Source organism: Luteibacter sp. KNZ12-1A, from assembly GCF_056755675.1.
The window spans coordinates 1-11,748 of record NZ_JBPGXU010000115.1; the positions used below are offsets into that span (position 1 = coordinate 1).

Below are 11,748 nucleotides of genomic sequence, written 5' to 3' on the forward strand. Positions count from 1 at the left end.
AGATGTGTATAAGAGACAGGCCCAGGGGGTTACAACGGCTCCAGCCAACCCCAGCGGTCGGCGGTCTTGCCGGTGAACAGGCCGAAGTAGAGTTCCTGGAGGCGGCGGGTGATCGGGCCGCCCTTGCCGCTGCCGACCTTCTTGCCGTCCACGGATCGGATCGGCGTGACTTCGGCCGCCGTGCCGCACATGAGGATTTCGTCGGCGAGGTAGAGGTACTCGCGCGGCAGGTCGCGTTCGACCACGTCGATGCCTTCCTCGCGTGCCAGTGTCATCAGCGTGTGGCGGGTGATGCCGGTGAGGATCGAGGCGCTGGCCGGCGTGGTGTGCAGCACGCCGTCGAAGACCAGGAAAAGGTTCTCGCCCGCGCCTTCGCTGAGCAGGCCCGTCGAGGCCAGCGCGATGCCTTCACCGAAGCCCAGGCGGCGCGCCTCGCGCGCGATCAGCTGGCCGGAAAGGTAGTTGCCACCGGCCTTGGCGCCGGCGGGGATCGTGTTGGGTGCGAAGCGCTGCCAGCTCGATACGCAGGCGTCGATGCCGTTTTCCAGCGCCTCTGGCCCGAGATAAGGGCCCATGGGCCACGTCGCCACGGCCACGTCGGTGGGGCATTCGGCCGAGAGGCCGAAGCCGCCCAGGCCGCGGAAGGCCACGGGGCGCAGGTAGGCGGCCTTGAGGTCGTTCTTCTTGATGACGTCGCGGCAGGCATCGGCCAGCTCGTCCACCGAGTACGGGATCTCGATGTCGTAGATCTTCGCCGAGAGGAAGAGGCGCTTCAGGTGGTCGGTGAGGCGGAAGATGGCGGCGCCATCGGGTGTCTCATAGCTGCGGATGCCTTCGAACACCGACGAGCCATAGTGCAGCGCGTGCGCCATCACGTGGACGGTGGCCTCGCGCCAGGGCTTGATCTGCCCGTTCTGCCAGATCCAATCGGGGTAGTTCTGCGACATGGGTACGCTCCGGAGGGGACCGCCCATGATAACGGGTACGGCCGCCGCCCACATGGCGCGTCGCGTCAGTGCGGCGGCGGATGGGGCTTCCGTCTCAGCCCGGGGGCCGCAGCCACAGGCAGCCGGAATCCCTTACCACGCCAAAATGCGCGCGGCGGGTCGATCCATCGCCCCCCGGGCCCGCGGTCACCGCATCGAGGCCGCCGCCTTCGCTGCCTTCGAGCGAGACCAGGGGTTGCCGTACCAACAGTTCCATGGAGCGCAGGCTGTCGACCGTGCCGCCGCTGCCGTAGCCGTTCCACAGGATCAGGCCGCCGATGCGGTTAGCGCTGCGGGAGGCGAAGGCTTGCGCCACGCCGTCGCGTAACTCGGCGAGATCCTTCGCGCAGAGCAGGCCGGCGGAGGGGCCGTCCGCCGCGGCCGCCCATGCGGAGGACACCGCCGCAGGCATGACGGACGTGGCGCCAACGCTGGTGCATGGCTGGTCGCTGAAGACGGGGCGGCCATCGGGTCCGACACAGCGATGGATCGCGGTCTGCGCGGCGGCGGGCAGGGCGAGGAAAAGCAGCAGGAGCAGGACGATGGCGCGGATCACGGAGCGGAACACGGTGGCGAGCGGTGCGCCATCATCTCCGGGGGCGCCTCACCAAAGGGTGATGGCGTGCACGTTTATCGCGCGGCGAGCCGCTCCAGCACGGAGGTCGTGGCCCGCGCGCGGTTGATCGTGTAGAAGTGCAACCCGGGCGCACCGCCGTCGAGCAGGCGCTGGCACAGTTCCGCCACCACCTCGGCACCCAGGTCGCGCACCGCGGCCGCGTCGTCGCCGTGGGCTTGCATGCGCTTCACGATCCAGCGAGGGATTTCCGCACCACATTGCTCGGAGAACCGGCGCAACTGGCTGAAATTGGCGATCGGCATGATGCCCGGCACGATCGGCACCTGCACGCCCAGCTTCGCCACGTCGTCCACGAAACGGAAGTAGGCATCGGCGTTGAAGAAGTACTGCGTGATCGCGCCATTGGCGCCCGCGTCGACCTTGGCCTTGAAGTGCCTGAGGTCGGTCAGCGCATTCTCGGCCTGGGGATGGGTTTCCGGATAGGCCGCGACCTCGATATGGAAATGGTCACCGCTGTGTTCACGGATGAAGGCGACCAGCTCCGCCGCGTAGCGGAAGTCGCCAGGGGTGGCCATGCCGGAAGGGAGGTCGCCGCGCAGGGCGACGATGCGGCGACAGCCGGTGGCCTTGTAGGTGTCCAGCAACGCGGCGATCTCGGCCTTCGTGCCACCCATGCAGGACAGGTGTGGCGCCACCGAAAGGTCGTGCTCGGCACGCAGGCGCTTCACCGTGTCGTCCGTGTAGCTGAGCGTCGACCCGCCCGCGCCGAAGGTCACCGACACATAGTCCGGCGCGTGCGCCTTGAGGCGGACGACCGCCGCATCGAGCTGTGCGCGCTGTTCGTCGGTCTTGGGCGGGAAGAATTCGAAGCTGATGGCGGGCATGGGCGATCTCGCGTGGATGCCCGCAGTATAAATATCTTTCCATCCAGATGGAAAGATGTCCGTGACATTCGAGGGGGCGCCGATTCAGTCCAGCGGCCTCACCCAGATATTCCGGAAGCTGATGGGCTGGGAGTGGTCACCGTGCGCCTGTAGCTTGATGGGCGCATCGGCATAGGCCTTGTACCTGGGCTTGCCGATGTAGAAGGTCTCGCCGGAAAGCTCGGTGTGGTTTTGCACGAGCACGCCGTTATGGAACAGCGTGACGTACGCCGGCGATTTCACCGAGCCGTCGGCGGCGAAGACCGGCGCCGTCCAGACGACGTCATAGCTCTGCCATTCGCCCGGGCGCCGCGCCGCGTTTACGAGGGGCGCCGTCTGCTTGTATATGCTCGCGGCCTGTCCGTTGACGTAGGTCTTGTTTTCCCACGAATCCATGATCTGGATTTCATAGCCCTCGTCGCCGGGGCCCGTGGAGGCGAGAAAGAGTCCGCTGTTACCGCGTGCCTGGCCTTCACCGGTGATGTCCTTCGGTATCCGCCATTCCAGGTGCAGCTGGTAGTTGCGGAAACGTCGCCGCGTCTGGATGTTGCCGGTGGCCTTGTCGACGGTGACCACGCCGTCGTGCACTTTCCAGCGGGCGGGAGAGTGATCCTTCGACGCCTCCCAGCCGGAAAGGTCACGACCATCGAAGAGCACGACCGCATCGGAAGGCGGCATGTTTTCCTTCGCTCCCGGCGTGACGAGCCTGGGCACCGGCTCCCATTGCTCCGTCGCCTTCGGATCGTCCTGCGCCCATGCGCACTGCGAGCCGACGAAGACGAGGGTGAGGAAGGCAAGAGTTGTCGAGCCGAAGTGTTTCATGGGTATTCCGGGGCAAGAGGTCATACCGCGCACGTCCTGAATGCCTCGGCGAACGAGTCGAAGGGATCCGGGCGAGACGGCATGAATTCATGCGCGATGAAGCCCCGGTAGTTCAGGTCCGCGATGGCCATGGCGATCGCACGGTAGTTGAGTTCCTGCGTGCCGTCGATGTCGTGGCGGCCGGGCACGCCGCCGGTATGGAAGTGACCGATCCACTGGATGTTGTCGCGGATGGTGCGGATCACGTCGCCTTCCATGATCTGCATGTGATAGATGTCGTAGAGCAGCTTGACGTTGGGTGAGTCGAGGCCTTTGACCACCGCCACGCCGAAGGCGGTGCTGTCGCCCTGGTACCCATGGTGGTCCACCTTGCTGTTCAGCAGTTCAAGGCAGAGCGTGATGCCGTTCTCCGCCGCGTACGGTGCGATCTTCGACAGCCCGGCGATGCAGTTGTCGATGGCCCGCCGATCGTCGATGCCGTCCTTGCGGTTGCCGAACATGGTGATCAGGTTGGTCACGCCTGCGCGCTTGGCGAGGGGAATCGTGGTCTCGATTTCCTCGATCAGCGTGGCATGGTTCGCCGGATCGTTGAAGCCCATTTCGATGAAATTGTCCCGCCTGGAGGGATAGCCCATCGATACCGCCATCCCGTTGCCCGTTACCACCGACCATTCGTCCGCATGGAGAAGATCGACGCCGACGAAGCCGATGGCCTTCAGGCGCTTGCATAGCTCGGGAAGAGGCGCCTTGGATGTCCAGCGGCTCAGCGACTGCCTCAATCGCCCGCCAGGAGCCCTCGGCGAACTGGTTTTTCCGGCGGTGCTGGCGGAAGCGAGCAGGGGCGCCGCTCCCACGACCGCCGCGGCGGTGGCGAGGCGGCCCAATGCGCTACGGCGGCCGAGGTCGGTCGTGTCTTCGGGCGTGCTCATTCGAGCCCCAGGATCTGGCGGTTGAACCTAACGTCGCTGCCTGTCGAAGCGAAATCGTCGAAGGCACGCTCGGTCACCTTGATGATGTGGTCGCGGATGAAGGGAGCGCCTTCCTTCGCGCCCTGCTGCGCATCCTTGATGCAGCACTCCCATTCGAGCACCGCCCAGCCCGGATAGTCGTATTGCGCGAGCTTGCTGAAGATCGCACCGAAATCGATCTGCCCGTCGCCAAGCGAACGGAAACGCCCGGGGCGGTCGATCCAGTTCTGGTAGCCGCCATAGACGCCGGAGCGTCCGCTGGGCCGGAACTCGGCGTCCTTCACGTGGAAGGCGCGAATGCGTTCGTGGCAATGGTCGATGAACCGCAGGTAGTCCATCTGTTGCAGGACCATGTGGCTTGGATCGAAGAGGATGTTGGCGCGCGGATGGTGGTCGACCGCGTCGAGGAATCGCTCGAAGGTGGCGCCGTCGTGCAAGTCCTCACCGGGATGGAGTTCATAGCAGACGTCGACACCGACCTCGTCGAAGGCATCGAGAATCGGTTTCCAACGCTTGCCGAGTTCCGCGAAGGCTTCGTCGACGAGCCCTGCCGGACGCTGCGGCCATGGATAGAACAGGTGCCAGGCCAGCGCGCCGGAGAACGTCGCATGCGCGGTCAGGCCGAGGTTCCTGCTTGCCGTGGCCGCGAGCTTGAGTTGCCGTACCGCCCACTCCTGGCGCTGCTGCGGATGGCCACGTAGCGCCGGGGGAGCGAAACCGTCGAACAGGCGGTCGTACGCGGGATGCGACGCCACCAGTTGCCCTTGCAGGTGCGTGGACAGTTCGGTCACCGCCAGGCCGTGTTCGGCGAGCATGCCTGTGATGTCGTCGCAGTACGTCTTGCTCGCCGCCGCCTGCTCCAGGTCGAACAGGCGGCGGTCGTTGGATGGGATCTGGACCCCGACGAAAGAGAGCGACGACGCCCAGCGGGCGATGTCGGGCAGCGTGTTGAACGGTGCCTCGTCCGATGCGTACTGGGCGAGGAAGATGCCTGGACCCTTGAGTGTCTTCATGTCAGATCTTCAGTTCGGTCTCTACTGCCCAGGCCCTGCCGTTGCCCGCTTCGGCCAACGGGATATCGCCTTTCCAGGCGCCGGGGACGGGGGCGTACTGGAGCACCTGGGTGCAACCCGGCTGCGACAGGAAGAAACCCAGCATCGCGAGCTTCTTGCTCATCAGCACGAAATCGGCCGCGGGCGCCGGCTTGCCGCCCCTGGGCACGGCCAACGCTTCGGCATGCAGCCTGGTCACCAGCGCCTTGCGCTGCGCATCGTCGAGCTGGAGGAAGGGCTTGCCGGCGGCTTTCTCGAAGGCGGCCATGGCGCCGAGGTAGCGCGTCCGGTCGGCCTTGGTGTAGACGGCCACGAACATCTGGTCGATGAACAACGGCACGCCCACATCGACCGCTCCGGGGGTATCGGTACGCGGGATCACGATGTCCGACACGGCGCCGACCAGGCTGTACCGCGCCGGATCGAAGAACTGTGGCTTCGCATCCGGCTTCTGCGACGTGGCGTGCGCGTCGAACACCGCCAGCAAGGACGGGCCCGCGATGGCGCCGACGGCCAGCGCGGACATGCTTCTCAACCATTCGCGACGATTCATGACGAGATCCTCAGAGGTTGCCGCGCTTGAGTTCTTCCACGGCGTGGTTGGCCGCGCGTGCGGTCAGCGCCATGTAAGTGAGGGACGGGTTCTGGCAGGCGGACGAGGTCATGGCCGAGCCGTCGGTCACGAAGACATTCTTGCAGGCGTGCATCTGGTTCCAGCCATTGAGCACCGAGGTCTTCGGATCGCGGCCCATGCGTGCGGTGCCCATTTCATGGATGCCGGCGCCGACGTTGGCCTTCATCTTGAAGGAATTCACTTCGCGATAGCCGGCGGCGGCGAGCATCTCCATCGCGTCGTCGATGATCGCCTTGCCGAGCATGATTTCATTTTCCTGGTGCGCGGCATCGAAATTGAGGACGGGCAGGCCGTACTTGTCCTTGCGGTCGCGGTCGAGCGTCACGAAGTTCTTGTGCGAGGGCAGCATTTCGCCGAAGCCCATCATCGAGACATACCAGGGACCGGGGGATTGGGCCGCGCGCTTGAGCTCTTCACCCAGCACCTGCTGGTCGACGAGGCGAGTCCAGTCCTGGCGGCCAGCGCCGCCCTGGAAGCCGAAACCACGCAGGTACTTCTGCTTGTCCTTGCCGATGTTGCGATAGCGGGGAATGTAGAAGCCGTTGGGGCGTCGGCCGGAGTAATAGCGGTCCTCATGGCCGTCGACCGTGGCGCGTGCGCCGGTGCCGAACAGGTGGTCCATGATGTTGTGGCCGAGTTCGCCGCTGTCGTTGCCGAAGCCGTTGGGGAAGCGGCTCGACGTCGAGTTCAGTAGGATGTGCGAGGTGCCGAAGGTGGACGCGCACATGAAGATCACCCGGGCGAAGTATTCGGTCTGGTGACCGGTCTCCGCATCCAGTACGCGCACGCCGGTGGCCTTGCCCTTGTCGTTGTCGTAGATCAGCTCGTAGACGATGGCGTTGGTCACCATCGTCATGTTGCCCGTGCGCTCGGCGGAAGGCAGGGTAGACGAGTTGCTGCTGAAGTAGCCGCCGAAGGGACATCCACGCATGCACAGGTTGCGATACTGGCAGGTCGCGCGTTGCGGGCTCTGGTTGTGTTTCAGCGGTGCGGAGAGGTTGGCGGTGCGGCCGATGATGAGCTTGCGGTCGAACTTGTCGTCCAGCTTCGCCTGGAAGTCCTTTTCGACGCAGTTGAGCTCCATGGGTGGCAGGAAATCGCCATCCGGCAGCTGGGCCAGGTGATCGGTGTTGCCGCTGACCCCGATGAAATGCTCGACGTGGTCGTACCACGGCGCGAGGTCTTCATAGCGGATCGGCCAATCCACGCCTACGCCTTCCTTGCCGTTCGCCTCGAAGTCCATCGGGCTGAGGCGATAGCTCTGCCGGCCCCACATCAGCGAACGTCCACCGACGTGGTAGCCGCGGAACCAGTCGAACGGCTTGGTTTCCTCGTACGGGTTGTCGATGTCGTCGGCGAACCAGTGTTTGGTGGACTGGGTGATGCCGTAGAACGAGGGGCGCGTATGCTTGGGCCACCGAGCGATGTCTTCCTGCGTCGGTTCGTCCCCGTAGGGCAGTTCCCACGGTGCCTTCATGGCCGTGGGGTAATCGCCGTGCTTGACCATCGGGCCGCGGTCGAGCACGAGCGTCTTGAGGCCCTTCTCGGTGAGTTCCTTGGCGGCCCAGCCACCGCTGACGCCAGTACCGACGACGATGGCGTCGAATGTGTTCTTTCCCATGCCTTTCCCTTCAGCGCAACGGGCGCAGGTAGTCGTAATCGACGCGCGCGGCGTCGAGCGGGCTCATGCGGGCGTACGGGCCTTCCTGTTCGACGAAGCAATGCTTCAGTCCGGAGGTGTCGGCTGCCGCCATGATCGGTTTGTAGTCGAGCTTGCCGTGGCCGAGTTCGGCGCCCGGGTAATCCTTGTGATCGCCGCGCAGGAAATCCTTCGCATGCATCAGCGGGATGCGACCCGGGTTGGCTTTGAAGTAGTCGGCCGGATTCTTGCCGCCGGCGGCGACCCAACCGCAGTCGAGTTCGAACTGCACGAGCTTCTTGTCCGTTTCCTTCAGCAGTACGTCGTAGAACACCTGCCCGCCGCCCACGTCGGTGAACTCGGCGTGGTGGTTGTGATATGCGTACTGGAGGCCGGCCTTGTTGGCCTTCTCACCCAGGCGGTTCGCATACTCGGCCGTGCGCTTGGCGTCGTCGAGCGAATAAGACGGTTCGCCCGGCTTGTTCGCTTCCTTCTGCATGATCGAGGGCAACATGCTGCTGACGATGTACCGGGCGCCGAGCGTATGCGCGGCTTCGATGCCGGCCTCGAAACCGAGGCTGTCGAAGTGCATGCTCGGGCAGCCCAGGCCGGCTTCCTTCAGTTGATCGCGCAGGGTCGCGGCCGTGCTGGTGACGATGGCTTCGATCTCCGTATAGCCGATCGACTTCAGGGTGTGGAGCGTACCGACGGGGTCGTTCTTATAGGCGTCGAGCACCATGTAGAGCTGGATGCCCAGTCCCTTGCCCTTCGATGCGGCGGCAAGTAGCTTTCCCGGTGCGCCGAGGCCGAGCCCCAACACCGTGCCACACAGCGCGGAACGCGCGAGGAACTGCCTGCGATTCATCATGAACGGTTCTCCCGAATCAGGGGGTGACGGCGACGGCGGCGTCCGCGGTGGCCTTGCGGTCTTTGAAGAGCACGACGAAGAGGGCGAAAACGAAGGCGGCGAAGGCGCCGGCAATGAGCCAGATGGCGTGCCAGTCGTGCGTCGCGTCGCTTCGCGTATAGGTTTGGACCACCACGCCGGACAGCCATGAACCGACGAACATGCCCAGGCCGTAGGTCAGGAAGGTGATCAACCCCTGCGTTGCCGCGCGCAGCGCGGGCGGGGCTTCACGGTCGATGTAGATCTGGCCCACCACGAAGAAGAAGTCGAAGCAGACGCCGTGCAGGATGATGCCCAGCCAGAGCATCCACATCAGCTCTCCGGTGCCGCCAAAGGCGAACATGGCATAACGCAGCACCCAGGCGAGCATGCCGACGGCGAGCATCCACTTCACGCCCAGGCGCCGGAAGAACCACGGAATGAGGAGCATGAAGAACAGCTCCGACATCTGCCCGCCGGTCATCTTGCCGGCGGCGTTGGCCACGCCGGCCTCGTTGAGGAACAGGTTGGTGAACGCGTAGTAGAACTGCAGCGGGATGCAGATCAGGAACGAGGCGAGGGCGAACACCGCCATCGAGCGCCCACGGAGCAGGTGCAGCGATTCGAGCGGCAGCGCATGGCGCATCTCGAAGCGCGTATGGCGCGCCAGCGGCGGCGTCGGGGGCAGGGTGAAACAGTAGCCCGCCATCACGACCGAAAGGCCGGCCGCCAGGAGAAGGGGAGATGCCGTGGCTTCCACGCCCCACGCACCGACGACCAGGCCCACCACGATCCAGCCGATGCTGCCGAACACCCGGATGGCACCGAATTCTTCCTGCGGGTCCTTGATGTGGCGCATGGCGAGCGAGGCGGTGAGAGCCAGGGTCGGCATGTAGCAGAGGCTGTAAGCCAGCAGGGGAGCGTATACCAGCGCGAACGTGGTCTGTTGCGCGGCGACCGCGAGCAGGACGGCGCCAATGAGGTGCAACAGGGTGAGCACCCGGCGCGTGTCGAAGAGGCGGTCGGCGAGCAACCCCACGAACAGCGGCGAGATGATCGCGCCGATGGCGGTGGTGCCCGCGACGGCACCGATTTCCGTGCCGGTGAAATGCAGCGTCTTGCCGAGCCAGGTGCCGACGGTGACGTACCATGCGCCCCAGATTCCGAATTCGAACAACATCATCACTCTAAGGCGCCATTTCATCCGCGTTTCCTCGTTGTACGTGTGGGCTCGAAAGGGTCTTCGATCGACTGCCATGCGCCCCCGGCGGCATGGCTCTTGAGCATGGCGTCCACCAGGAGGCTATTGCGGTAGCCGTCGGCGAACGTGGACAGCGCGATGGGTTTCGCTTCCGGCGTGGCGCCCTGGCGGATCCACGCGTAGGCGTCGGAGATCACGTTGCGGAACGCGTCCGCCCAGGCCTCGGGATGACCAGCGGGCAGGTGTGCATAAGCCCGGGCGGAAGGGTCCAGGAGCGCGGGATCGCGCGTGAGCGTCGTGTTCGCCTTCGCGTGATGCCCGATCCAGAGTTCGTTGGGTTGTTCCTGGCGCCACGCTACCGAGCCTTCGCGTCCGTTGACCTCCAGGCGAAGGTCGTTCTTGTGGCCGGGGAGCACCTGGCCGACGGTGACGCAACCGCGCGCACCGTTGTCGAAACGAAGCAGCACGCTGGCCAGGTCTTCGCTGGTGATTTCACGTGGTTTCCCGGCGGTCGCCGCCGCGCCCGTGAAGGCTTTCGTCGAGGCGTCCGGTGCTTCGCGCACGGGCACCACCGTGTGCAGGTCGGCCAGTACCGCGGCGATGCGCGCGCCCGTCACGTGCTCGGCCAGGTCGCACCAGTGCGAGCCGATATCCCCGAGCGCGGAACTGGCACCGCCCAGCTTGGGGTCCAGGCGCCACGTGTAAGCGCGCTCATCGGTGAGCCAGTCCTGCAGGTAGCAACCGTGCACGAACACGCTCTTGCCGATCTCGCCCTTGGCGATCATCGCGCGTGCCTGCTGCACGAGCGGATAGCCTCGGTAGTTGAACGTGACGACATGAGCGAGATTCGCGTCGCGCGCGGCCTCGTAAAGCTCTCGCGCTTCCTGCATCGTGGCGGCCAGGGGTTTGTCGGAGATCACGTGCTTGCCGGCGCGCAGCGCCGCCAGCGAGACTTCACGGTGCAGGTGATTCGGCGTGGTGTTGTGCACCACGTGCACAGCGGGATCGGCCAGCAGTTCCCGGTAACCCGCATAAGCCTGGCCGGCATTCAACTCGCGTGCCCGTTTTTTCGCGGATTCGAAGCTGGAGCCGGCGATGCCGACCACCTCGACGTCGCCCAGGCGCCGTACGGCATCGAGATGATGCGCGGCGATGAAGCCGGGGCCGACGAGTCCCATGCCGAGCCTCATCGGTCGATGGTCCTGCCGCTTTTCGATATCGACTGGCTTGCCATGGCTTCCCTCAGCGACCTCTTGCCGCCGAAAATGTATTCGATTACATCCCTGTGGCATGCGGACCAGAAGGCTTTCGCCTGCTTCGAATCCGTGATTTCCCCGGGCCGCCCATCGTCGAGAGCCCTGAACATGCCAAGATATGTATCAGACGGGTGAAGAAGCCTGCAACGGTTTTATGTAATCCATTACATTGCAATGCAACATATTCAAAGCGTCGCCGGCTGTTATCGTGCGGAACGCCTCGGGCAGGCAAAGGGATGGAAAACGCGTGAGTACAGAGGAATCCAGGCGAAAGCGGAAAGGCGGCAATGGCCAGCGCACCGATGTTGCGCCGCAGCCCATCCGCGTGCGCACGGTGAAGGAAATCGCCGCCATCGCAAAGGTTTCAGTGGCAACCGTTTCGCGCGCACTGCAACGGCCTGAAATCGTGAGCGAGAAAACGCGTCAGCGCATCCATGAGGTCGTCAAACGTCTCGGCTATACGCCCAACGCGCTTGCGCGCAACCTGCGGACCGCGCGGACGCGGCTGATCGTCGCCCTGCTTCCCGACATCGCCAACCCGTTCTTCTCGGAAGTGATCCGAGGTATCGAGCAGGTCGCCTACGAGAATGGGTACTCCGTGCTTCTGGGCGAGACGCAGAGCAGTCTCGTGCGCGAACAGGCCTATGCCGACATGGTCGCGGCCCGGCAGGCCGACGGCATCATCACCATGTTCCATCGCGTGCCGGCGATCCCCATCGAGGGCCGTCTGCCGCTCGTCAACGCCTGCGAATACGTCAAGGACAGCGCCATATCGAGCGTGTACGTCGACAACGTCGCGGGGGG

The 11,748-nt window shown here is 64.8% G+C and carries 12 protein-coding genes; 1 reads left to right on the forward strand and 11 read right to left on the reverse strand.

Annotated features, from left to right (window positions below; genetic code table 11):
- Positions 1 to 29 precede the first annotated feature (29 nt).
- The 11 genes from ACR9ZJ_RS16890 to ACR9ZJ_RS16940 form a co-directional block, all read right to left on the reverse strand.
- A complete protein-coding gene (locus tag ACR9ZJ_RS16890) occupies positions 30 to 947 on the reverse strand; it encodes a branched-chain amino acid transaminase (protein ID WP_481281578.1) in 918 nt (305 codons plus the stop codon).
- Between the two features lie 94 nt (positions 948 to 1,041).
- On the reverse strand, positions 1,042 to 1,554 hold the full coding sequence (locus ACR9ZJ_RS16895) for a DUF4124 domain-containing protein (protein ID WP_481288397.1): 513 nt from the start codon (positions 1,552 to 1,554) through the stop codon (positions 1,042 to 1,044).
- Between the two features lie 62 nt (positions 1,555 to 1,616).
- Positions 1,617 to 2,447, reverse strand: coding sequence for a methylenetetrahydrofolate reductase [NAD(P)H] (gene metF, locus ACR9ZJ_RS16900; protein ID WP_481288398.1), 831 nt, complete (start codon positions 2,445 to 2,447; stop codon positions 1,617 to 1,619).
- Between the two features lie 84 nt (positions 2,448 to 2,531).
- Positions 2,532 to 3,308 carry a 3-keto-disaccharide hydrolase gene (locus ACR9ZJ_RS16905; RefSeq protein ID WP_481288399.1) on the reverse strand — a complete coding sequence of 259 codons (777 nt, stop codon included), beginning with the start codon at positions 3,306 to 3,308 and terminating at the stop codon, positions 2,532 to 2,534.
- A gap of 20 nt (positions 3,309 to 3,328) precedes the next feature.
- Complete coding sequence (locus tag ACR9ZJ_RS16910) at positions 3,329 to 4,237, reverse strand: hydroxypyruvate isomerase family protein (protein ID WP_481288400.1); 909 nt, start codon at positions 4,235 to 4,237, stop codon at positions 3,329 to 3,331.
- The gene (locus ACR9ZJ_RS16915) at positions 4,234 to 5,289 is read right to left on the reverse strand and encodes a sugar phosphate isomerase/epimerase family protein (RefSeq protein WP_481288401.1); all 1,056 of its coding nucleotides are present in this window, start codon (positions 5,287 to 5,289) and stop codon (positions 4,234 to 4,236) included. Before ACR9ZJ_RS16915 ends, ACR9ZJ_RS16910 begins: the two co-directional genes overlap by 4 nt.
- 1 nt (position 5,290) lies before the next feature.
- The gene (locus ACR9ZJ_RS16920) at positions 5,291 to 5,881 is read right to left on the reverse strand and encodes a gluconate 2-dehydrogenase subunit 3 family protein (RefSeq protein ID WP_481288402.1); all 591 of its coding nucleotides are present in this window, start codon (positions 5,879 to 5,881) and stop codon (positions 5,291 to 5,293) included.
- Between the two features lie 10 nt (positions 5,882 to 5,891).
- Entirely contained in the window at positions 5,892 to 7,583 is a 1,692-nt protein-coding gene (locus tag ACR9ZJ_RS16925; protein WP_481288403.1) for a GMC oxidoreductase, read from the reverse strand.
- A 10-nt stretch (positions 7,584 to 7,593) separates the two neighbouring features.
- Positions 7,594 to 8,469 carry a sugar phosphate isomerase/epimerase family protein gene (locus ACR9ZJ_RS16930; RefSeq protein WP_481288404.1) on the reverse strand — a complete coding sequence of 292 codons (876 nt, stop codon included), beginning with the start codon at positions 8,467 to 8,469 and terminating at the stop codon, positions 7,594 to 7,596.
- Positions 8,470 to 8,485: 16 nt separating this feature from the next.
- Entirely contained in the window at positions 8,486 to 9,691 is a 1,206-nt protein-coding gene (locus ACR9ZJ_RS16935) for a nucleoside permease (RefSeq protein ID WP_481288405.1), read from the reverse strand.
- The gene (locus tag ACR9ZJ_RS16940) at positions 9,688 to 10,878 is read right to left on the reverse strand and encodes a Gfo/Idh/MocA family protein (RefSeq protein WP_481288406.1); all 1,191 of its coding nucleotides are present in this window, start codon (positions 10,876 to 10,878) and stop codon (positions 9,688 to 9,690) included. The genes ACR9ZJ_RS16935 and ACR9ZJ_RS16940 overlap by 4 nt, the downstream gene beginning before the upstream one ends.
- A gap of 391 nt (positions 10,879 to 11,269) precedes the next feature.
- Between ACR9ZJ_RS16940 and ACR9ZJ_RS16945 the strand changes: the two genes are divergently transcribed.
- On the forward strand, positions 11,270 to 11,748 hold a 479-nt coding region (locus ACR9ZJ_RS16945), incomplete at its 3' end, for a LacI family DNA-binding transcriptional regulator (protein WP_481288407.1).